The organism is Edaphobacter bradus, from assembly GCF_025685645.1.
Lineage (GTDB): Bacteria > Acidobacteriota > Terriglobia > Terriglobales > Acidobacteriaceae > Edaphobacter > Edaphobacter bradus.
In genome coordinates this window covers 850,257-871,556 of record NZ_JAGSYF010000001.1, presented here as the reverse complement: position 1 = coordinate 871,556, position 21,300 = coordinate 850,257, and the positions used below count along the sequence as shown (strand labels likewise).

20 protein-coding genes are annotated in these 21,300 nt (G+C 61.9%); 15 read left to right on the top strand and 5 right to left on the bottom strand.

Annotation, left to right across the window (positions count from 1 at the left end; genetic code table 11):
- Positions 1–48 precede the first annotated feature (48 nt).
- The 8 genes from OHL16_RS03630 (at position 49) to OHL16_RS03595 (ending at position 8,387) form a co-directional block, all read left to right on the top strand.
- Positions 49–606 (top strand): DUF6982 domain-containing protein, encoded by a 558-nt coding sequence (locus OHL16_RS03630; protein ID WP_263365702.1) that lies wholly within the window; start codon positions 49–51, stop codon positions 604–606.
- Positions 607–636: 30 nt separating this feature from the next.
- Positions 637–1,635, top strand: coding sequence for a UDP-3-O-(3-hydroxymyristoyl)glucosamine N-acyltransferase (gene lpxD / locus OHL16_RS03625; RefSeq protein ID WP_263365701.1), 999 nt, complete (start codon positions 637–639; stop codon positions 1,633–1,635).
- Positions 1,636–1,705: 70 nt separating this feature from the next.
- Complete coding sequence (locus OHL16_RS03620) at positions 1,706–2,509, top strand: ATP-binding response regulator (protein ID WP_263365700.1); 804 nt, start codon at positions 1,706–1,708, stop codon at positions 2,507–2,509.
- Between the two features lie 141 nt (positions 2,510–2,650).
- The gene (locus tag OHL16_RS03615; RefSeq protein ID WP_263365699.1) at positions 2,651–3,001 is read left to right on the top strand and encodes a hypothetical protein; all 351 of its coding nucleotides are present in this window, start codon (positions 2,651–2,653) and stop codon (positions 2,999–3,001) included.
- A 44-nt stretch (positions 3,002–3,045) separates the two neighbouring features.
- Complete coding sequence (tmk, locus tag OHL16_RS03610) at positions 3,046–3,723, top strand: dTMP kinase (protein WP_263365698.1); 678 nt, start codon at positions 3,046–3,048, stop codon at positions 3,721–3,723.
- The gene (locus OHL16_RS03605; RefSeq protein ID WP_263365697.1) at positions 3,720–5,177 is read left to right on the top strand and encodes a cytochrome P450; all 1,458 of its coding nucleotides are present in this window, start codon (positions 3,720–3,722) and stop codon (positions 5,175–5,177) included. Before tmk ends, OHL16_RS03605 begins: the two co-directional genes overlap by 4 nt.
- 443 nt (positions 5,178–5,620) lie before the next feature.
- Positions 5,621–6,703 carry a kelch repeat-containing protein gene (locus tag OHL16_RS03600; RefSeq protein ID WP_263365696.1) on the top strand — a complete coding sequence of 361 codons (1,083 nt, stop codon included), beginning with the start codon at positions 5,621–5,623 and terminating at the stop codon, positions 6,701–6,703.
- Between the two features lie 202 nt (positions 6,704–6,905).
- Complete coding sequence (locus tag OHL16_RS03595; RefSeq protein ID WP_263365695.1) at positions 6,906–8,387, top strand: M20/M25/M40 family metallo-hydrolase; 1,482 nt, start codon at positions 6,906–6,908, stop codon at positions 8,385–8,387.
- On the opposite strand, the gene OHL16_RS03590 is transcribed toward OHL16_RS03595, so the two are convergent.
- Positions 8,384–8,992: a YbhB/YbcL family Raf kinase inhibitor-like protein gene (locus OHL16_RS03590; protein ID WP_263365694.1), complete on the bottom strand. Its 609-nt coding sequence runs from the start codon at positions 8,990–8,992 to the stop codon at positions 8,384–8,386. The two genes, OHL16_RS03595 and OHL16_RS03590, sit on opposite strands and share 4 nt — an antisense overlap.
- Positions 8,993–9,146: 154 nt before the next feature.
- Between OHL16_RS03590 and OHL16_RS03585 the strand changes: the two genes are divergently transcribed.
- A complete protein-coding gene (locus OHL16_RS03585) occupies positions 9,147–10,019 on the top strand; it encodes an aldo/keto reductase (protein WP_263365693.1) in 873 nt (290 codons plus the stop codon).
- A gap of 10 nt (positions 10,020–10,029) precedes the next feature.
- Here OHL16_RS03585 and OHL16_RS03580 read toward each other — a convergent pair whose 3' ends face one another.
- Positions 10,030–10,413 (bottom strand): RNA-binding S4 domain-containing protein, encoded by a 384-nt coding sequence (locus OHL16_RS03580; protein WP_263365692.1) that lies wholly within the window; start codon positions 10,411–10,413, stop codon positions 10,030–10,032.
- A 21-nt stretch (positions 10,414–10,434) separates the two neighbouring features.
- Positions 10,435–11,223, bottom strand: a complete 789-nt coding sequence (locus OHL16_RS03575) for an alpha/beta hydrolase family protein (RefSeq protein ID WP_263365691.1) — start codon at positions 11,221–11,223, stop codon at positions 10,435–10,437.
- A gap of 197 nt (positions 11,224–11,420) precedes the next feature.
- Here OHL16_RS03575 and OHL16_RS03570 point away from each other — a divergent pair, with 197 nt between their 5' ends.
- Entirely contained in the window at positions 11,421–12,560 is a 1,140-nt protein-coding gene (locus tag OHL16_RS03570) for a DNA polymerase III subunit (RefSeq protein ID WP_263365690.1), read from the top strand.
- A gap of 90 nt (positions 12,561–12,650) precedes the next feature.
- On the opposite strand, the gene OHL16_RS03565 is transcribed toward OHL16_RS03570, so the two are convergent.
- Complete coding sequence (locus OHL16_RS03565) at positions 12,651–13,646, bottom strand: L-threonylcarbamoyladenylate synthase (RefSeq protein ID WP_263365689.1); 996 nt, start codon at positions 13,644–13,646, stop codon at positions 12,651–12,653.
- A gap of 52 nt (positions 13,647–13,698) precedes the next feature.
- On the opposite strand from OHL16_RS03565, the gene OHL16_RS03560 reads away from it, so the two are divergent.
- From OHL16_RS03560 to OHL16_RS03550, 3 genes are all read left to right on the top strand, one after another.
- Positions 13,699–14,301: a class IV adenylate cyclase gene (locus OHL16_RS03560; RefSeq protein ID WP_263365688.1), complete on the top strand. Its 603-nt coding sequence runs from the start codon at positions 13,699–13,701 to the stop codon at positions 14,299–14,301.
- A gap of 73 nt (positions 14,302–14,374) precedes the next feature.
- The gene (locus OHL16_RS03555) at positions 14,375–14,707 is read left to right on the top strand and encodes an energy transducer TonB (RefSeq protein WP_263365687.1); all 333 of its coding nucleotides are present in this window, start codon (positions 14,375–14,377) and stop codon (positions 14,705–14,707) included.
- 44 nt (positions 14,708–14,751) lie between these two features.
- Positions 14,752–16,470: a methyl-accepting chemotaxis protein gene (locus OHL16_RS03550; RefSeq protein ID WP_263365686.1), complete on the top strand. Its 1,719-nt coding sequence runs from the start codon at positions 14,752–14,754 to the stop codon at positions 16,468–16,470.
- Between the two features lie 65 nt (positions 16,471–16,535).
- On the opposite strand, the gene OHL16_RS03545 is transcribed toward OHL16_RS03550, so the two are convergent.
- Positions 16,536–17,618, bottom strand: a complete 1,083-nt coding sequence (locus OHL16_RS03545) for an energy transducer TonB (protein ID WP_263365685.1) — start codon at positions 17,616–17,618, stop codon at positions 16,536–16,538.
- 307 nt (positions 17,619–17,925) lie between these two features.
- Here OHL16_RS03545 and ileS point away from each other — a divergent pair, with 307 nt between their 5' ends.
- Together ileS and lspA are read left to right on the top strand one after the other, a co-directional pair.
- Positions 17,926–20,766, top strand: a complete 2,841-nt coding sequence (ileS, locus tag OHL16_RS03540) for an isoleucine--tRNA ligase (protein ID WP_263365684.1) — start codon at positions 17,926–17,928, stop codon at positions 20,764–20,766.
- Positions 20,767–20,783: 17 nt separating this feature from the next.
- Positions 20,784–21,284, top strand: coding sequence for a signal peptidase II (lspA, locus tag OHL16_RS03535; protein WP_263365683.1), 501 nt, complete (start codon positions 20,784–20,786; stop codon positions 21,282–21,284).
- The last annotated feature ends 16 nt before the right edge of the window (positions 21,285–21,300 follow it).

Genomic DNA, 21,300 nt, shown 5'->3' with positions numbered 1-21,300 from the left:
TTTTTCCGACACCTGCGCCCCTGGGCGTGCGACAATCCGCCCAGCCCCATGTCCTCCGCCCACAAAAAAGTCATCGTGCGCCGCTTCATCGGAGACACCCTCGCCGGTTACTTGCCTCTCTCCGGCTTCGTCCGCAGCCTGCCCTCCGGACGCACCATCGACCTCCTCGACCTCACAGGCCGCGTCGTCAGCCTCCCCCTCAGCGACATCAAGCACATCTGTTACGTCCGCGACTTCAATCTCAACGACACAGCGAACCCCGAGCGCCTGACCCGGCGAACCTTTCTGGCCCGCCCACGCACCGAGGGGCTCTGGCTTCGCCTCACCTTCCGCGGAGAGGAGACCGACCCGTTCGAAGGCCTCGCCCCCATCGACGCCACCATCCTCGATGACATGCTTAACGACGCCGGTCTCTTCCTCACTCCGCCCGATACCCGCTCGAACACCCAGCGCATCTACGTCCCTCGCGCCGCCGTCACCGAACTGCAACTGCTCGCCGTCATTACCACCCCATCCCGCCGCAAGCCGCTCCCATCCTCCTCGCTCCCGTCACTTCAGGAGGACCTCTTCAACGCGCCGCTGCCGCCAAACACCCGCCCCAACTAGCGATGGCCCACCTCCAGTAAAATCGCCTCCATGAAACTCGCCGACCTCGCCTATCGACTCGGAGCCACCCTTGAGGGCGACCCCGACCTCACAATCAACGGCGTAGCCGCCATCGACGCAGCGTCTCCTGGCGACCTGACCTTCGTTGCCAATCCCAAGTACGCCGCCCTCGCCCGAACTACTCACGCCTCCGCCGTTCTCGTCGAGCCCTCGTTTCCTAAGATCACCGCTGCCACACTCCGGATCGACAACCCCTACCTCGCCTTCGCCCGCTCCATCGAACTCTTCTACCAGCCGCCCGCCTATCCCCCCGGCATCCACCCCACTGCCGTCGTCGCTCCCACGGCAAAGATCGGAGCCAACGCTCACATCGGGGCGTATGTCGTCGTCGGAGATCACGTCGTCATCGGCGACAACGCTGTCATTCTGCCCCATGTGGTCCTTTACCCGCACGTCCGCGCCGGCAACAACCTCTTCGCACACGCCCACGCCGTCGTCCGCGAGCACTGCCGGCTCGGCGACAACGTCGTCCTCCAGAACGGGGCCATCATCGGCGCCGACGGCTTCGGCTTCGCCAAGCAGTCCGACGGAACCTGGTACAAGATCCTCCAGTCCGGCCCGGCCGTCCTCGAAGACGCCGTCGAGGTCCAGGCCCTCGCCTGCATCGACCGTGCCTCCATTGGCGAAACCCGTATCCACGCTGGCGCCAAGATCGACAATCTCGTCCAGGTCGGCCACGGCTCCTCCGTCGGCAAGGACACCCTTCTCTGCGCCCAGGTCGGCCTGGCCGGTTCCACGACCGTTGGCAGGAATGTCATTCTTGCCGGTCAGGTCGGCGTCGCCGGACACTGCACCATCGGTGACGGCGCCCTCGCCACCGCTCAGAGCGGCATCCCCAACGACGTCGAGCCCGGCAAAGTCGTCAGTGGCTACCCCGCAATCGACAACCGCCAGTGGCTCCGCTCAGTCGCTCTCATCAACAGGCTCCCCGAGTTGCTGAGGGGTCTGAAGTCCCAGTCGAAGCAATAGCCAGAATCCCCGCATAAGTAACCATTTTCCGGTTGACTCTCGTAGCCGACCGGGCATCCTATTTCTACCGATGGCCGACCCGCCCGAACTCCCGGAGACAGCAACAGTCAGCGTTCCCAACGTTCGCGTCCTCCTGCTCGACGATGAACCGGTAAATCTGCACGTGCGCTGCGCCATCCTCCGCCAGCACGGCTACCACTGCCTCCCCGTCTCCACCATCGAGGAAGCCATGGAGCACTTCGACTCCATCGACATCGCCGTGCTCGACTACCACCTCGGCTCCGGCCAGTTCGGCACTGAGGCCGCGCATTATCTCCGTCGCCGCCGCCCTCACGTCCCCATCATCATCCTCTCGGCCACGCTCGACCGCTCCTTCGGCGGCGTCGAGGACATGCACCTCCTCAAGGGCTACAGCTCTGTCGACGATCTTCTCCTTGCCCTCAGTTCGTTCGAAGCCAAACGCCGCGGCGCTCCCGTGGTCGTCGATGCCAGAGACTTCTACTACTCGCGCATCTCGCTTGCCATCGGCTCCGACGTCCTCGTGCAGATCTTCGACGACCGCGGCGTCTGGCTCTACTGCAACGACACAGCCGCCGATTACCTTGGCCAGCCCCGCGATTGGTTCCCCGGCCGCTGCGTCTTCGACGAGATGCCCACGCTCATGCGCGACTGGCGCGAGATCCTCCAGACTGTAGCTCACAGCCGCGAGACCTACATCGATCGTACCCGCCGCGGCCTGCTCACCATCCCCTGCGCCAACGAGCAGAAAGTCACCTGGAGCGTCCTAGCCTTCCCCATCACGCTCCACGACAGCCGCCCCGGAGTCGTCCTCACCGCCCGCATCCTCGACCGCTCCCCTGCCTTTTACGCCTAGGGGAATCGAAGATTTTCTGAGCAGTCGAAGGATCTGCTGTTTGGCCGGCCGGAGCAGCTCAGCTATTCCGGAAAATGGAACTTCACACTGTGAGCATGTCGACACGTTGACACTCTCGCGCCCTGATACCCTAAAGCCTGTATGCGTCTGTCCCGCCTTCTCGTGCTGTCTTCTCTTCTCGTTGCTGCCGGATGCCACTCCCCTTACGTCGAGGCCACCGTCTCCAATCAAACCTCTCAGCCCATTCAGCTCATCGAGGTCGACTACCCCAGCGCCAGCTTCGGAGCCCAGTCTCTCGCGCCCGGCCAGGACTTTCACTACCGCTTCAAGGTACTGGGCGAGGGAAAGATGAAGCTTACCTATACGGACTCCACCAACCACGAGCACAAATTCGACGGCCCCTCGCTTCACGAAGGAGCTGAAGGCCCGCTCACCATCACTATCTCCCCCGACGGTGCTCACTGGCAGCCGCACTTCACCTCCAGACCCTGAGCTTCATCCTTCGAAGCTTTCAACCGCTGCTTTATCCTGTCTCTATGTCTCGCGGTTTCTTCATCACGTTCGAGGGCCTCGACGGTTCCGGCAAAACCACCCAGCTCCGCCGCCTCGCCGCCACGCTTGAGGCCGAAGGCCGCACCGTCGTCACCCTCCGCCAGCCAGGCGGAACCGCTCTCGGTGACCGCATCCGTTCCATCCTCCTCGACTCCCGTTCCGAGGCCACGTTTGGCCCGATCGCACCCGCCGCCGAGATGGCCCTCATGTTCGCGGACCGCGCTCAGTCCATCGCTGAGATCATCCTCCCCGCCGTCGCCTCCGGCCACATCGTGCTCTGCGACCGCTACACCGACTCCTCCGAGGCCTACCAGGGCGGCGGCCGCCAGCTAGGCAGCGAACGCATCCTTGAGATGCATCGCGCCGCGTGCGACAATCTCCAACCCGACCTGACGATCCTGCTTTTGCCGCCGCTGGAGTCTTCCCTCCACCGCGCCCGCCGCCGAAACCAGCGCAACGTTCAGCAACGTGGTACTGACGAGAACCGCTTCGAGCGCGAGTCCGACGACTTCTATCGCCGCATCTACGCCAAGTACGAGGAGATCGCCGCACGCGAGCCGCATCGAGTCGTTGCCATCCGTGATGAAGCCTCCATCGATCAGATCGAAGCCCGCATCCGGGAGGTCGTCGCCGCCCGCCTCACTCCCGTCACAGCCTCATGACCTCCAAGCAGTGGAAGCTCCCTCCTGGCCTGCCGCACTCGCTACAGTTCTACGCCCTCAAACCCTGGGTCAAGCTCGGCGAGCCCATCCGCCTCTTCGAGCATCTCCACCGCACCTACGGCCCCATCGCCCACTACCGCTTTATGGGCACGCCCATCATCTTCCTCAATCAGCCTGACTACATCCGCGAGATTCTCGTCACCCAGGCCTCCGCCTTCGTCAAAGAGCGCACCGTCCGCCGGATGAAGATCCTCCTGGGCGAAGGCCTCATCACCTCCGACGACCCCATCCACATGCGCCAGCGCCGCATCGTCGCGCCTGCCTTTCATCGTCAGCGCATCGCTGCCTACGCCGATGAGATCGTTGCCATCTCCGCACATCACTGCGACCGATGGCAGCCTGGCGAGACTATCGACATTTCCGCCGCCATGATGGCTCTCTCGCTCGAGATCGTCGCCCGCACCCTCTTCAACACTGCGGTCACCGCTGACATCCGCCGCATCAACGACGATGTCAACACCATCATGGGCATCTACAACTTCCTCGTCGCCTTTCCGCGCATGGAGAGCTTCCTCCACCTCCCCATCCCGGGCATCATCAAATTCCGCCGCTCCAAGGCCAGTCTCGACGCCGTCGTCCAACGCCTGATCGTCGAACACAAAGCCGAGGGCATCGACAAAGGCGACCTGCTCTCGATGCTGATCGATTCGCGCGATGACGACGCAACCGGCATGTCCGATGAGCAGATCCGCGATGAGGTCCTCACTATCTTCCTCGCCGGCTACGAGACAGTCGCCAACGCCCTTACGTGGACCTGGTACCTGCTCTCACAGAACCCAGATGTTGAGGCAAAACTCCACGCCGAACTCGATGCTGTCCTTGGATCTTCTTCAGAGATGTCATCCCGGCCGAAGTCGGAGCAAAGCGGAGACGCAGCGGAGGAGCCTGCCCTGAGCCCGTCGAAGGGATCTGCTTCTCTACCTCAGAACCATCACCGCCTCCCCACGCTCGCCGACTACCCCAGCCTTCGCTACACCGAGCAGGTATTCGCCGAATCCATGCGTCTCTACCCGCCTGCGTGGGCCATGGGTCGCATGTCCACCAGTCCCGTCACCCTTGGCCCATACGTCATTCCACCGGGCGCGCACTTCTTCATGAGCCAATACATCATGAGCCGCACACCGGAGTTCTACCCCGACCCTCTGCGCTTCGATCCAGACCGTTTCACACCCGAGAACAAAGCCGCTCGTCCGCGCTTCGCCTACTTTCCCTTCGGAGCAGGCAGCCGCCAGTGCATTGGCGAGAGCTTCGCCTGGATGGAAGGCGTCCTCGCCATCGCCACCATCGCACAGCGCTGGCGCATGAGCTACATGGGCAATACTCCGCCTGTCCCACAAGCGAAGATCACCCTTCGACCCCGCGACCCTCTGCTCATGCAACTCACGCCGCGATGAAATTGTCGAAATTCGCCGCTCAAAAAAGCGTGGCTGATGCTCGCTCCATGTAGAATCCGCATCGAGGAACACTGAGCAACCATGATTTTGCCCAACGGACTTCCCCTGTTTGTCCTCATGTTTGCCGTGCTATTCACGGGATGTGGTGAAGGAGGCACACCGTCAACTTCCACTACAACTCCCTCCACTCCTGCCGCACCACCAACACCCGCTCAGTCGCGCAATCAATGGGCTTGGGTCGGAGGTTCTAACGTCTCCAATCCGTCCGGCACCTACGGAACCCTCGGTGTTGCTGCCGCTGCGAACATCCCCGCTGGCCGGTACGGTGAGGTCAGTTGGACCGACACCTCAGGAAACTTCTGGCTCTTCGGCGGAACCGCAGCACCTTCTTCCTCCTCCGATAGCCTCTTCAACGACCTATGGCGATATAGCTCCGGCCAACAATGGACCTGGATGGGCGGCTCCAGCCAGTACAACCAGCTGGGAATTTACGTACTCTCGGGACCCCCGCCCCTGGAAATATTCCCGGAGCCCGCATCTCCGCCGTCAGTTGGATCGACAAAGCTGGAATTTTTTGGCTCTTCGGCGGCCTCGGCATCGACGGCAGCGGCCGAAGCGAGTACCTCAACGACCTTTGGCGGTACAGCAAGGGCCAATGGACATGGATGGGCGGTCCCCGCATCTCACTGCAGAGCACTCCAGGCATCTATGGGACGCAGGGAACCCCAGACCCTGCCAATCTTCCCGGTGCCCGCGCCAATGCGGCGAGCTGGACGGATCCCTCGGGTGTCTTCTGGCTCTTCGGCGGCTATGGTGCCGATTCCACTGGCGCCCTCGGCGACCTCAACGATCTCTGGAACTACAGCGCAGGTCAGTGGACCTGGGTCAGCGGATCGAACCTCGCCGACCAGCCCGGAGTCTACGGAACCCAGGGCGTTCCCGCTCCCGGAAATGTTCCCAGCGGCCGTTACGAAGCCTCGGGCTGGGTCGATACTTCAGGTGCTCTCTGGCTCTTCGGCGGAACCGACGGCAAAACCGGACGCAATGGGTCTCCTGCAACCTTTACTCTCCATAACGACCTCTGGAAATTCAGCAATGGCCAATGGGCTTGGATGGCCGGCTCGAGCGCCACTGATCAAGCCGGAGTCTACGGCACTCAGGGAGTTGCCTCAGCCGCCAACACACCAGGAGCGCGAGTCGCCGCTGCCACATGGACGACCAGCGATGGCGCTCTTTGGCTGTTCGGCGGCAACGCGCGCGACGCTACCCGAAATATCGGCTTCCTCAATGACCTCTGGAAATTCAGTAACGGTCAATGGACTTGGGTCAATGGCTCCAATCTTAGGGATGCACCCGGAAACTACGGTACCCAGGGAGTAGCCGCGACCGGCAATACCCCCGGAGGGCGTATTGGTGAAGCCGTTTGGGTCGATTCCTCTGGCACCCCTTTTATATTCGGCGGCGACGGCATCATTACCGGTACCTCGGTCGTCTACCTCAATGACCTGTGGCAATACCAACCCTGAAGCAAGAATCTCATCAGCGTCCAGCGCAGCACCCTTTCCCACAATCCGTTTCTTGACGCACCTGTTAGTCTTAATTCAGGAAAGCTAACAAAGCCCGGCCATTGCAGCCGGGCTTTGGCACTTTAAATTGCAGCCTGAATCCAGAGCTAAGTGTTTTTATTTGAATACTTTGCATGTTTAAGATAGGGGAGGGTTACCAACCATGCGAGAGGCAACACAACACAGAGTCGAGCGCAAGACCCTGCACCGTCGTCCCTTCTCCATTGCCCGGATATTGTTATTTTCCACAACTCTCGCCGCTGCAAGTCTGCATGCGCAGAATATCGACCCCGCCGCCAGACAGCTCTCTCACGACATCTTCAGGCAGCTAATTGAGATCGACACAACCGACTCTGTCGGCAGCGTCACGGCCGCAGCTGAGGCCATGCGGCAAAGGCTCCTCGACGCTGGCTTCCCGGCCGCAAATCTTGTACTCGCCGGTCCCAACGAGCGCAAGCAGAACCTGGTCGCGCGCTATCGTTCAGCGCCGGGCGCTACCCTCAAGCCCATTCTCATCATCTGTCACCTCGACGTCGTCGAAGCACCGCAAGCCGAATGGGCCACCAACCCGTTTCAGTTCGTCGAGAAGGACGGCTACTTCTACGGCCGCGGCACACAGGACATGAAGGACTCCGACGCCATTCTCGTGACCAACTTCATTCGTCTCAAACGCGAGGGCTTCATCCCCAACCGCGACATCATCCTCGCGCTCACCGCTGACGAAGAGGGAGGTAAATCCAACGGCGTCGACTGGCTCCTTCAGCATCGCCCCGACCTCGTCAGCGCCGAGGCGACGATCAATCCCGACTCAGGTGGCATCGACTCCGAGAAGGGCAGACTTGTAGTAATGGGTGTCGAAGCCACCGAAAAACTCTACGGGGACTTCGAGGTCTCCGCGAAGAACCCAGGTGGCCATAGCTCGCTTCCCACGCGTGACAACGCCATCTACCACGTCACCGACGCCCTCTCCCGTCTCGAAACGTATCAGTTCCCCTTCGAACTCAACGCCGTCACCCGCGCCTATTTCGAAATGCTTGCTACCCTCTCCACTGGCCAACAGGCAGCCGATATGCGCGCCATTCTCAAGAACCCGCCCGATTCCCGGGCCATAGCCCGCCTGTCGGAGACCCCGCGCTTCAACGCAATCCTACGCACTACATGCGTGGCAACGATGCTCTCAGCGGGACAAGCGACCAACGCCCTTCCACAGTTTGCAAGAGCCAACGTCAACTGCCGTATTCTGCCGGGCTACACCCAGGAACAGATTCGACAGCAACTGATCAAAGTATTCGACGACCCCGCCGTCACCGTGCAATACAAGGACAACGCCGGCAATCTGTTAGACAGAGGCACCGATCGCGTTTCACCAGTGCCGCCGCCACTGCGTCCTGACATCTTCGGTCCCCTCAACAAAGTCGTCGCTGAGATGCACCCTGGTCTGCCTATTCTCCCAGAGATGGAAACCGGAGCCTCCGACAGCGTCTACACCATAGCAGCGGGCATGCCCAGTTATGGCATCAACGGTGTAGCTATCGATGTCGATGACGTGAGAGCTCACGGCCGTGACGAGCGCGTTCGCATCTCCTCCTTCGACAGTGGTGTCGACTTTTACTATCGCTTTCTTCGGGCGCTCACCACTAACTAGCCACTAACCGCGGGGTTCAGCGAATAGGTTCCCATTACGCTCGCCTCGCCCAGTACATGCCCCTTCAACGCAGCCTTTACGTTCTCGGCCGTCGGCTCGCCCTTCACATCAAGCCGCTCCACATCGAGTGCATAGATCGTGAAGTGGTAGTGATGAATAATCGAATCATTCCACGGAGGACAAGGCCCATCGTACCCGTAATGCTTCTTTTCTCTGCCTGAATAGTTGTTGATTCCATGCCGCATTCCTCCGGGAGCCTCCGGCCCATTCTTTCCATGCGGAGTAATCCCATCGCTCTGGCTTCCCGCCGCAATCTCCCGCGTCGATGCTGGAATATCCCAAAGCAGCCAGTGATAGAAGTTCACACGCGGCAGCGAAGCCGGAATTTTGCGTCCCTCCTTGTTTGCCTCATCGAATCTGCTCGGCACATCTGGATCATGACAGATCAGCGCAAACGACTTCGCCCCTGCCGGCGCATCGCTCCACGCCAGATGCGGATTGCGATTTTTCCCTGGCGCAGTGTGGCTCTTCGGGGCGATCACGGCAAAACAGAACTCCCCCGGAATCACAGCGCCATTGCCAAAGCTCTCACTCTTCAATCGCATACCAAACCTCCTTCATAGAGATGCATCTTCTCAACCCTCATTGAGTTGCAGCAACAAGTCAAATTTTCTCTGCATGCACAGTGAGAATTACACGGCAAAACTATCTTCCGCCCCACAGAAACGGCGTATCCTAGCGGCAACAGAGGAGGCATCCATGCTCCGCAGAGACTTCCTTCGCCGCACTGCCCGGGGCCTCGGAGCAGCATGGCTCGCGACCCGCGCCGCCAACGCCGCCCCCTTCGTCTTCGATAGACTCCCGCAGCACTACCGCGCCCACGACGAAGTCACCCTCGGCCGCACTGGCATCCGTACCACCCGCCTCGCCATGGGAACCGGCACAATAGGTTTCGGAGGGGCGTCGAATCAAACCCGCCTCGGCATGAGCACCTCTACTCGCCTTCTGCTCGACGGCTACCACGAGAACGGCCTTCGCTTCTTCGACACCGCCGACTCCTACGGCAGCCACCCCAACGTCGCCGCCGCCGTCAAACAACTCCCCCGCGAAAACGTCACCATCCTCACCAAGACCGACACCCGTGACCCCGCCGGAGTCCGCGCAGATCTCGAACGCTTCCGTCGCGAGCTCGGAGTCGAGACCATCGACATCGTCCTCATCCACTGCGTCACCGAAGCCGACTGGACCACGCGCTACCAGGGCGTCATGGACGTTCTCTCCGAAGCCAAACACAAAGGCGTCATCCGCGCTCACGGCGTGTCTTGCCACTCAATCGAAGCCCTCCGCGCCGCCGCAGCCTCGCCTTGGGTCGAGATCGATCTTGTCCGGCTCAATCCCATCGGTTCCCACATGGACGCCAGCCCCGACACCGTCATCAAAGTCATCAAGCAGATGCGCGCCGACGGCAAGGGCATCATCGGTATGAAGATCCTCGGCCAGGGAGACATGCGCGACCGCCCTGCCGAAGCAATCCGCTACGCTCTCGGCACCGGGGTTCTCGACGCCTTCACCATCGGCGCTGAATCACGCCGCGAACAGGATGATCTCGTACAACGAATCGCTGCTGCCTGAGGCAAGCGAATCACCCACGCCCGCGAAACCGGCTCATCACCCTGCGATCCCGCTTCGTCGGCCTCCCACTCTCCCACGATGACTCGTACTGTGGCATCGCCTTGAACGCCTCCGCCATCTTCATCCGCCGCTCCTTGCTCTCCTCTGTCTCGTGATACAGGGTCTGCGCAACCGTAGCAGGACCACGCACCTCGCTCAGCCCCAGAACCTCCACCACAAATTCGCCGCTGTCATTTCTTACCTTCAGACTGTCACCCACGCGAACATCGCGCGAGGCCTTCGCAGGCTGCTGATTCGTCTCAATCCTACCCAGTTCACAAGCCCGCGCCGCCAGCGAGCGAGTCTTGAAGAACCGCGCAGCCCAAAGCCACTTGTCCATCCGTACAGAATCCATGAAGACATTCTCGTACATTGATCACTTCGCCTGCACTGTCATCCCAGCTTTCACCGCGGGCAGCGGACAGTTCCCTTTGCGCGCTCCGTCCAGAAAGCTTCCGACGGTCGCCATGGCCATAGCGTTCACGTGACCCGCTTCCGCACCGGCGCCGGCAAAGTTCATATGCTTCGCCCCATCGATCACAGCCATCCATTGACACTTCCCTATGCTCCCCGGCATCTCCTTCCACGGAATCAGCCGCGACTCCCACCCTCTCCCATTCAGCGCCAGATCTTGCGTCCCGGTAAGCGCCAGCACCGGTTTGCGGATCTTCGTCCATGCATGATCGGGAAAGTGATTACCCGGGCCCTCTGGTGACAAAGCCACATACGCATCGAACCGGTCCTGCCCCGAAGGCGGCGACGTCACGCCGACGATGTTCTTCGCCCCCGCTTCCAGCATCACCGTCTCCGACCCCATCGAATGCCCCAGCAGAACACGAAACGGCGACCTGCACTGTTCATCAGCCCATTTCAGCGCGGCACCCACGTCAAGCAGCCTTGCCTGCTCAGTCTTGCGGCTCTCAACCGCTTCTGGCACATGTCTTAGAATATCGACCCTCATCGCCTCCGGCCCGCTCTCCCGATGCCCCATCACAACCGTCGTGTAGCCCATCTGTGCCATCGCCCGCGCGAGGTAGACGTACCCATTCTCGGTCCCACCGGCGCCGTGAGAGATCACAGCCAACGGAGCGCAGCCCTTTCCCGCCCTCACTGCGTCGTACACCAGCATCGGAGTCGTATGACCATCCGCCCTCACTTCACTCACTTGCCTCTGCGCTACCACAGGCAATGGCAGCAATAGAAACAGCAATCTAAAGCAGCAATGCGGCCGGTAACTCTTCCCAATCATGGAACCACCCTCCGCAGCGAATAGAGACTCTAAATCCACAGCACTGGGCTCAGAGAAAGCGCCGCGCCACGCGCCCGCCCTGCCCAATCCGCTATCCTTTCAGAAGAGCCCCGATGACGCAGTCACCTGTCCCGCCCGCCACCTTCAACGACTTCCTCGGCAACACCGGCGCCGTCGAGAACCTTCGCACGGCCATTGCCCACGGCCGCCTTCCCCACTCGCTCATCCTTGCCGGACCTGCAGGGGCGGGCAAATACACTCTCGCCCTCATGCTCGCCATGGCCGTCGAGTGCGAGCGCCAGCCCCGTGACCTCTGGTCGAGCGGTCAGTCGCTGGCCTCCTTCTGCGGCGCCTGCTCCAACTGCACTCGCATCGCCACCGCCGCAAACCTCGACGAAGAAGTGGACAAAGCCGTCGCCGCCCGCGAAGAACTCCGCGAGACCGACAAGAAAGACACCCGCGTCCTCATCCAGCCTCACCCTGACGTCCTCATCCTGCCGCCCGACCCGCCGCAGCTCCTCATCAAGCTAGGCCAAGTCCGCACGCTGATTCATCGCGCCCACACGCTGCCGGGCGAAGCCCCACGCAAGATATTCATCCTCACCGCCTCCGCTATGATGAAGGAGGCCGCCAACTCTCTCCTCAAGGTGCTCGAGGAGCCGCCCGCCACCGTCCACATCATCATCCTGGCGGAGAACCCCAGCGATCTGCTCCCCACGATTCGCTCCCGCTGCGCCCTCATTCGCCTTGGAGCCCTCCCGGTCGAGGAGATCGAGATGCTTCTCGCCGACCGCCGCCCCGACGTCGCACCCAAACAGCGTTCTCTCATCGCGCGCCTCTCCCAGGGAGCCGCCGGCCGCGCCTTGTCTTTTGATCTAGCCGCCTACACCGCCGCCCGCGCCGACGCCCTCATCTTTCTACGCTCCGCCGTCGCCGACCCAGACCACACTGCACTCTTCAAGATGACCGAGACATACCGCGCCGGGGCCGAAGGCCAGCAGAAGACCGCCGAACTCCTCCGCACCCTCTCGCTCCTCCTCGAAGACGTCCTCCTCCTGCAATCCGGCACGCCCGAGCTCCTCCGCAACACTGACCTCCGCGGCGAGCTTGAAAAGATCGCAGCCTCCGTCTCCTTTCAGTGGATCGAACAGGCCACCCGCGGCCTAGACCAGGTCTGGAGCGGAATGCGACGCAACCTGCTCCGCTCACTCTCCCTCGACGCCTACGCTGCCCAGCTCGCCGACGCTCGTTAGAGCATTCTAGCGTTGCGGTTCTGAGGAAATGCGCAGCCAAGAAAACCGGGTGCCCCATACAATCGCGCGACTGCGCGATCCGCCTTTCTCTTACTTCGCCCGAGCGGCTTTGGTAAGCCGATCCCTCAAAGCTACCCCCACGCCATCTCCCTCTGGCACAGGGCAAACAATCACTCGAGCCCCTGCCTCATCTAACGCCCGCAGCCCGGCAAACAGCCTCCGCGCCAGCACCTCGCCGTCCCCCCACGGCCCCCAGGCAAAGACATGCGGAGCCCCCGCAGCATCCCACCCATCCGGCAGCATCACACCGACGCTCTCGCCACCCGCGCGCACTGCCGCCCCCAACCCACTCGCAGCCACCAGCACCAGCCGAGCCCGCGGAGCATAGTGCCGCAACCCAACCCCCGGCGAAGGCAGTCCCTGAGGTCTTTGTCCCTCCGAAACCGCGCCCTCCGAAAACACCTCCACCTCACCCACCACCTTCGAGATCATCTCAGCCGTAACCGCTCCCGGCCGGTAGATCATCCCCGCATCAACATCCAGCACCGTCGACTCCACCCCCACCTCCGTTGGCCCACCATCCAGCACCGCATTGATCCGACCATCCAGATCCGCCAGCACATGCGCCGCCCTCGTCGGACTCGTCCTGCCAAACCGGTTCGCACTCGGCGCCGCTACCGGAACACACGCTTGTCGAATCAACTCCAGCGCCAAGGGATGCCGCGGCATCCGAACTCCCACCAGCGGCCTCCCCGAGGTCACAGCATCCGGAACAGCCGCCGTCCGGGGCAACAACAGAGTCAACGGTCCCGGCCAGAAAGCCTTTATCAGCACCTCTGCCTTCTCCGAAACCTCAGCCACGCGTCGAACCATCGCCTCATCGCAAACATGCACGATCACCGGGTCCCATCCCGGCCGCTCCTTTGCCGCGAATATCCTCCCAACCGCTGCCGAATCAAGCGCATTGGCTCCCAGCCCGTACACCGTCTCGGTCGGAAACGCGACCGTCCCTCCCGCCCGCAGCAGCTCTGCCGCCCGTAGCAATCCTTCTTTCCCCGCCAACCGCTCCGTTTTTACCCTGGACATATCTCAATCCTATTCGCTGCGGACACACCGCATACCGCCGTATACTCCTCCCATGCAGAACGCCGAGATCGAACTCAAGTTCCCCGTCTCCGACCCAGCTGCTCTTCAATCTCGCCTTCCCCAGCTCGGCTTCCATCTCGAAACTCCCCGCACCTTCGAGCACAACACCCTCTACGACACCCCCGCCCGCGATCTTCGCGCCCGGCGCGGAATCCTCCGCATTCGCAAGTACGGCCCCACCTGGACCGTCACCCACAAGCGCACGAACGGCACCGAAAACCCCGCCGAACCCTCCCGCTACAAAGTCCGCATCGAGACCGAAACCACCGTCGCCGACGGCGAAGCCCTCGGACACATCTTCGAGCAGCTCGGCTACACCCCCGCCTTCATCTACGAGAAGTACCGCACCGAATGGTCCACCCTCGACCCCGACACCGGCACCACCCCGCATCTCGTCCTCGACGAGACCCCCATCGGCACCTACGCCGAGCTCGAAGGCCCACCCGCATGGATCGACCGTACCCTCGTAGACCTGGGCATCGATCCCGCCACCTGCCTCACCGACAGCTACGGCGCCCTCTTCCTCACGTGGAAGCAACGCACAGGTAGCCCAGCCGAAAACCTCACCTTCGCTGCCATCCTCACCCCCGCCTGAAAGGCTCAACCGCTCTAAAGCCACACTGAACTCGTGCCGATACAGCCTCTGTAATCCACCCGGAGGCAGCATCTTGGTACGCTCAAACATTCTCTCTGCTCTTCTTCGGTCCGGAGCCCTGCTGCTGGCCACAGGCCATGCCTTCGCTGCCGGTTCTCACCGCACCGTCGTCACCCGCGTCCCGCCGGTCTACCCCGAGCTCGCGCGCCGGATGCACATCGGCGGTACCGTCGTTCTCCACCTCACAGTGCAACCCGACGGCAGCGTCTCAGAGGCAAAGGTCGAGTCCGGCCACGCCCTCTTGGGCCCTGCCGCACAAGATGCCGTCAAACGCTGGAAGTTCGAGCCCAGCAGCGACGCGACCGACATGGTCGTCGACGTCAACTTTGCCAGCGACGGCCACTAATCAGTCTCTCAACCCCAACTCACATTCGAACGACGGGACAGACCATGAAACTTGAATCGAAGCTCGGCCTCACCACCGGCGCCGTCATCCTTGCGATGCTGCTCAGCGCCTTCACCGCCACCATGCGCATCCAGGAAGCCAACCGCCTCGCCTCGAGCGCCACCACGCAGCACGTTCCCATCAACGCAGTCACGCGCGACCTCCGTATTCAGCTCCTCTACAGCATCCACGCGCTCGAGTCTTACATGCTCTTCGGCATCGACCCCGCCTCAGCCTCGGCCTACCGCACCGCGCGCGAGCAGTACATTAATCAGGCCGATGCATCCATGGCGAAGCTCCGCCAATACGCCAGCCAGTACAATCTCGGCTACGACACCACTCGTATCAACCAACTCGACCAGGAGCTGATCACTCTCAAGGGCCTTGAAGATAAGGTCGTACAGCTCAACGAATCCAAGACCTCGCAGGGCACCGCGCAGGCGTACGACACATTTCAGAACCAGATCAATCCGCTTGAGAAGTCTCTCTTTGCGATGACCGGAGACCTCGGCGAGTCCCAGATGTCGCAGGCCAACCAGGAGATCGCCGACCTCCAGCACGCGAACACCGCGACCCTCTACACCCTCTGGATCGCGACCATCCTCGGAGCCATCATCGGCGGCGTCATTTCTGTGCTGCTCGCCCGCCGCATCACGCAATCCATCAGCCTAGTCGCTGAGCGCGCCGACGCCATCGCCGATGGCGACCTCACGGGCAGAGAGCTTGACCATCTCTACGGCAGCGACCAGATAGGGACCCTCGCCACCGCGATGCAGAAGATGCAGTCCAGCCTCAGCTCCATCATCGGCACTGTCGTCGAGACGGCAGGTTCGCTTACAGGCAGTGCGCAGTCCATGCGCGCCGCCAGCGACCAGATCCACCGCCGCATCGACCAGCAGAGCCAGCAGACGCAGCAGGCCGCTACCGCTATGCAGGAGATGTCTGCTTCCATCGCCGAGGTCTCGCGCCACACCCAGTCTGCCGCCGAGACCGCCCGCTCCGCCGCCCAGACGGCACGCGAAGGCGGTGACATCGTCAAGCAGGTCCTTGGCTCCATGCACTCCATCGCCAAGGCCGTCAGCGAGACCTTCTCGACCGTCGGCCTGCTCGGCGAGGACTCCAAGCGCATCTCGCAGATCGTCACCGTCATCGACGAGATCGCCCGCAAGACCAACCTGCTCGCGCTCAACGCAGCCATTGAGGCAGCCCGCGCCGGCGACCACGGCCGTGGCTTCGCCGTCGTCGCTGGAGAGGTTCGCCGGCTCGCTGAGAGCACCGCGCAAGCCACTGGCGAGATCGCAACCATGATTCAGGAGATCCAGGACAGAACCCGCGTCGCCATCGCCAGCATGGAGAGCGGCACAGGAACTGTCCGGCAGGGCGTCGTCACCACCAATCAGGCCGGAGAGGCGCTCGAGCGAATCATAGGCATGGCCGAGCGCGTCGACAAGATGATCGCCCAGATCGCCATCGCCGCATCCCAGCAGGCCGCCGCCGCCGACCAGTCCAGCGCCAGTCTCGACTCCATCCACTCCCTCAGCCACGACAACCTGGTTGAGATGGCTACCACTGCCACAGGAATCGAGTCTCTCCGCACCACGGCCGTTACGCTGGAGGAGCAGGTCGACCGCTTCCAGCTTCAGGCCGGCGCAACAACAGCCAAACCCATCTATTCCCTCTCCCAGCGTCCGCAGCCACGGGGTTCGCTCCCTAAGGCCGCGTAATCCTTCACAAGAAGACGAAGGGCCTGTCAAAAGTGACAGGCCCTTCGCAGTTAACAAAAATCCGGTTAGAAGATCTGGAAGTTCACCTCGACGTTCAGTTCGACTAGCACCGGTTTACCGCCCTCCATAGCAGGCTTGAACCTGTACTGCCTGACCGCCTCGACCGCCTTCTCGTCCAGTCCCATGCCCACGCCGCGGATCACGCGTACGTGGCTGGGATTGCCGTTGGTGTCTACCCACAGATTCACCAGCACGTTGCCGGCGACCTTGGCCTTGCGGGCTTCTTCGGAGAACTCCGGCTCAACCGAATAGATCAGTATCGGAGCTGAGACTCCGCCGCCGATCCGCCTTGGCCCGCCGCCGATATTGCCTCCCGAGCCCGGCCCGATGCCAGAGCCGTTGCCAGAGCCAAGCCCGGTTCCGCTGCCATTACCCATCGACATTCCCACCAGCGGCGAGTTGGGCAGACCGAAGTTAGGAAGGTTGGTCGCCATCTTCACGTCCTTCTGGACCTCAACCGTGGGTTCGATCTTGATCTTCGGCTCTACCAACGGTGGGGCCTTCGGAGGCACGATCTGCTGATCGGCGAACTTCGGCGGTGACCCCTTGGTCACGGGAGTCGGTCCGCGCTGACCGCCGCCGCCGCCCATCTGCGCCGCCTTCGCCGGGGCCATCGGTGGCACGGCAACCTCGGTCACCAGAGTCGTCTTGGCTGGTGCGGCAAGTGGAATCTTCTTTATCAGAATCCACGCGATCACAATAATCACCATGCCGTGGATCACGATAGCAATCGCCGTAGAGGTTGGGTCGCGCTTGAAGCGCATCCGGTCGACCACTGCGATCGGCTTGGACTCAAGCTCCAGTGGCGGCAGCTTCTCCGGGAAGAACACGTCCCGGATGCTGCTCATGAGCGAAGAGAAAACCCCCTCTTCCTCAATGATCAGATCGTTCTCCGCCGGACGGGACTCAAGCCTCAGCGGAGCCTCCCGCGCCGGGGTAAAAAAGTCGCGCAGGTTTGAGAACAGCGAGGCCCACATCGAGCCTCCGGTCTCTTCGTTCAGCTTCGGAGCTTCCACTGACGCGTCAAGCGTCGGAACCTCTTTCTTGGGATCAATATCCGGTGGTGGTGTCAACAAAGTATTCGCCATATGCCGCATTTGCCCTGTAACAGGAATCTATGGCTCCTGCTACCCTCTCGAGAATCGCGCGTCACTCTCGCTTGCTCTTCATCTCCGGTCTTTGCCGGTTTCATCTGTTTTACAGCGATTCCAGGCTTTTTGGCTCCGTTAATCATTCTACAAAGATTCACCAACCCGTGCTCTGTACCATTGGACGCACATCCCCACACGAATGTCTCCCCGCATCTTCCTGATTCCTGTAGCCCGGCTACAATAGACCTTTGGGGCGTATCTCTAACAGCCAGCAAGAGGAACAATGCCGGAAGTAACCGCGACTATGTCTGAACTGAAACCGTTGAAGTCCACTCTCAACCTGCCAGAGACCTCCTTCGCCATGAAGGCTAACCTGCCGGTCAACGAGCCCCTCCGCCTCGCCGAGTGGCAGAAGCAGGACCTGTACGCCCAGATTCGCGTCGCCCGCGCCGGCTCCCCCAAATATATCCTCCACGATGGCCCTCCCTACGCCAACGGAGCCATCCACCTCGGCCATGCCCTCAACAAGTGCATCAAAGACTTCGTCGTCAAGACCAAGACTATGGCCGGCTTCGACGCTCCCTACGTCCCCGGTTGGGACTGCCACGGACTCCCCATCGAGATCAAGGTCGACGAAAAGCTCGGCCGCAAGAAGCTCGAGATGCCTCCCCTCTCCGTCCGCAAGGCCTGCCGCGAGTACGCCCAGAAGTACGTCGACCTCCAGCGCACCCAGTTCGAGCGCATCGGCGTCTTCGGCCGCTGGAACGACCCGTATCTGACGATGTCGCTGGCCTACGAGGCCTCCATCGTCGAGACCTTCTACGATTTCTTCGAGAAGGGCTTCGTCTACAAGGGCCTCAAGCCCGTCTACTGGTGCATTCACGACCAGACCGCCCTGGCCGAGGCCGAGGTCGAGTACGAGATGCACACCTCGCCCTCGATCTACGTCCGCTACAAGCTGACCTCCGACCCCGAGCAAATCGAGCCTGCGCTGGCCAACCTGCCCGTCTACACGATCATTTGGACTACCACTCCCTGGACGCTACCCGCCTCGCTTGCCGTCGCCTTCAACCCTGAACTTGACTACGTCGCGTTGCGTAACACCGACGGCAACGTCTACATCGTCGCCGAGGCCCTCGCCGCCCAGACCCGCGAATCCTGCAACCTCACCGAGGCTGTCGTGATCGCCCGCTTTAGGGGCACGCGCATGGACCGCGTCACCTTCCAGCACCCATTCCTCGACCGCGAGATCCTCGGCGTGAACGCCGATTACGTCACCACCGAACAAGGCACCGGAGCCGTCCACACCGCTCCTGCCCACGGAGCCGACGACTTCTACACCGGAGCAAAGTACGGCCTCTCGCAGCTCTGCAACGTTGATGCAGCCGGACGCCTCCGCAACGGCCTGCCCGAGTACGACGGCCAGCAGGTCTTCAAAGCCAACCCCGCCATCATCGACCTCGTCGCCTCGCGCGGAGCCCTGATGGGTCGCTCCGAGATCCACCACTCCTACCCGCACTGCTGGCGCTGCCACAACCCGGTCATCTTCCGCGCCACAGAGCAGTGGTTCATCGGTATGGAGACCCCCATGCATGCGCCCAATGGCAATGAGACGACCTTCCGCCAGCGCGCCCTGGACGAGATTGCCAGCGCCGTCTGGGACCCTTCCTGGGGGCAGGAGCGCATCTCCAATATGATCGCCACGCGCCCCGACTGGTGCATCTCGCGCCAGCGCATCTGGGGCGTGCCCATCGCGGTCTTTCTCTGTGAAAAGTGCCACCAGCCGCTCAATAATCCTGCAATCAACAAGAGCATCGTCCAGCTCTTCTACCGCGAGGGCGCCGACGCCTGGTACACACACGACGCCGCCGCGCTCCTGCCCTCCGGCACTGCCTGCCCCAACTGCAGCAGTACTGAGTTCCGCAAAGAGATGGACATTCTCGACGTCTGGTTCGAGTCCGGCTCAAGCTGGCACGCTGTCCTCGACATCGAGCCTGAGCTTCACGCTCCCGCCGACCTCTACACCGAGGGCGGCGACCAGCACCGCGGCTGGTTCCACTCCTCGCTCCTAACCTCGGTAGGCGTCAACGGCAAGGCTCCCTACAAGATGGTCGCCACCTCCGGCTGGACCCTGGACGAGCAGGGCCGAGCCTTCTCTAAATCCCTCGGAAACGGCGTCGACCCGGTAGACATCGCCAAGCGCCTCGGCGGAGAGATCGTTCGCCTATGGGTCGCCTCGGTTGATTTCCGGGAAGACGTAGCCGCCAGCGAAAACCTCATGCAGCGTGTCAGCGACAACTACCGAAAGCTGCGCAATACCTTGCGGTTCCTGCTAGGCAATCTGCACGACTTCGATCCTGCTACCAACGCAGTGCAGGACTTCGCAAAACTCGAACCCTTAGACCAGCACATCCTCGCGCGTCTCGCCCAGCTCACTACCCGCATCCGCGCCGCCTACGACGATTTCGAGTTCCACCGCGCCTATCACGCGCTCAACGAGTTCACCAACAGCGACCTCAGCGCGCTCTACCTCGACGTCCTCAAGGACCGCCTCTACACCTTCGCCCCCAACCACCCCGCGCGCCGCAGCGCCCAAACCACCCTCTGGCGCATCGCCGAGGCCCTCACGCGCCTCATCGCACCCATCCTCAGCTTCACCGCCGATGAGGTATGGCAGCATCTGCCCAAGGTCGATAGCCGCGAGCCAAGCGTCCACCTCGCACTCTTCCCCAACATCGCCGACATCGTCCCTGGCAATGTCACGCCACTCATGGAAGACTGGCAAGAGCTGCTCGAAGCGCGCGATGAGGTTCTCCTCTCGCTTGAGGCTGCACGCCAGAACAAGCTCGTCGGAAAAGGCCTCGATGCCAAGGTCAGCATTGAAGCGAGCGAGCCGCTCTACGCTCTTCTTCAGCGCTACGAACCCAGCCTCAAGGAACTCTTCAACGTCTCGCAGGTCTCACTCGCCCACATCGAACACGCAGACCAGAAGACCCACGTAACAACCAGTCCGGCAGAAGGCACCAAGTGCGAGCGCTGCTGGAACTACACCACCGACGTAGGCGAGGACGCAAACTACCCGACCGTCTGCCTCCGCTGCGCCGAAGCGCTGGCCGCCATCAACTATCCCCCTTACAACGTCTAACGGAGCCATAAGCCTGAATGCCTGACCGCAACAACCGCAACTACCTCGGCCTGCTGCTGCTCATCTCCGCAGTCGTTGTCCTTCTCGACCGCATCACCAAGAGGCTCGTCGTCGCCCACCTCGCCGCGGGCAGCACCCACACGGTGATCCCCGGCATCTTCCGCATCTCTCACGTACTCAATTCCGGGGCCGCCTTCAGCGCCTTCGCCGACTCCGCCTCGCCTGGAGCCGTTCGCGCTGGCCTTATTGCCTTCTCTGTCGCAGCCGTACTCATCGTGAGCTATATGCTGCTGAAGGTTCGCCAGTCACTCTCGCTGACCTCGATCGCGCTTGCTCTCATCCTCGGCGGAGCCATCGGCAACCTCTACGACCGCGTCGTCTACCACTACGTCATCGACTTCCTCGAAGTCCACATCGTCCACTATCACTGGCCCGACTTCAACATCGCCGACAGCGCCATCGTCATCGGAGCCTGCCTCCTCATGATCGAAATCTTCCGCCCGCAATCGCAGTCCTGACACGACGTTACTAAGT

Bases quoted from the DNA above. Each gene is read 5' to 3' on its own strand.
- OHL16_RS03630 (WP_263365702.1), top strand. From the start codon at position 49: ATGTCCTCCGCCCACAAAAAAGTCATCGTGCGCCGCTTCATCGGAGAC.
- lpxD (WP_263365701.1), top strand. From the start codon at position 637: ATGAAACTCGCCGACCTCGCCTATCGACTCGGAGCCACCCTTGAGGGC.
- OHL16_RS03620 (WP_263365700.1), top strand. From the start codon at position 1,706: ATGGCCGACCCGCCCGAACTCCCGGAGACAGCAACAGTCAGCGTTCCC.
- OHL16_RS03615 (WP_263365699.1), top strand. From the start codon at position 2,651: ATGCGTCTGTCCCGCCTTCTCGTGCTGTCTTCTCTTCTCGTTGCTGCC.
- tmk (WP_263365698.1), top strand. From the start codon at position 3,046: ATGTCTCGCGGTTTCTTCATCACGTTCGAGGGCCTCGACGGTTCCGGC.
- OHL16_RS03605 (WP_263365697.1), top strand. From the start codon at position 3,720: ATGACCTCCAAGCAGTGGAAGCTCCCTCCTGGCCTGCCGCACTCGCTA.
- OHL16_RS03600 (WP_263365696.1), top strand. From the start codon at position 5,621: ATGGACCTGGATGGGCGGCTCCAGCCAGTACAACCAGCTGGGAATTTA.
- OHL16_RS03595 (WP_263365695.1), top strand. From the start codon at position 6,906: ATGCGAGAGGCAACACAACACAGAGTCGAGCGCAAGACCCTGCACCGT.
- OHL16_RS03590 (WP_263365694.1), bottom strand. From the start codon at position 8,992: ATGCGATTGAAGAGTGAGAGCTTTGGCAATGGCGCTGTGATTCCGGGG.
- OHL16_RS03585 (WP_263365693.1), top strand. From the start codon at position 9,147: ATGCTCCGCAGAGACTTCCTTCGCCGCACTGCCCGGGGCCTCGGAGCA.
- OHL16_RS03580 (WP_263365692.1), bottom strand. From the start codon at position 10,413: ATGGATTCTGTACGGATGGACAAGTGGCTTTGGGCTGCGCGGTTCTTC.
- OHL16_RS03570 (WP_263365690.1), top strand. From the start codon at position 11,421: ATGACGCAGTCACCTGTCCCGCCCGCCACCTTCAACGACTTCCTCGGC.
- OHL16_RS03565 (WP_263365689.1), bottom strand. From the start codon at position 13,646: ATGTCCAGGGTAAAAACGGAGCGGTTGGCGGGGAAAGAAGGATTGCTA.
- OHL16_RS03560 (WP_263365688.1), top strand. From the start codon at position 13,699: ATGCAGAACGCCGAGATCGAACTCAAGTTCCCCGTCTCCGACCCAGCT.
- OHL16_RS03550 (WP_263365686.1), top strand. From the start codon at position 14,752: ATGAAACTTGAATCGAAGCTCGGCCTCACCACCGGCGCCGTCATCCTT.
- OHL16_RS03545 (WP_263365685.1), bottom strand. From the start codon at position 17,618: ATGGCGAATACTTTGTTGACACCACCACCGGATATTGATCCCAAGAAA.
- ileS (WP_263365684.1), top strand. From the start codon at position 17,926: ATGTCTGAACTGAAACCGTTGAAGTCCACTCTCAACCTGCCAGAGACC.
- lspA (WP_263365683.1), top strand. From the start codon at position 20,784: ATGCCTGACCGCAACAACCGCAACTACCTCGGCCTGCTGCTGCTCATC.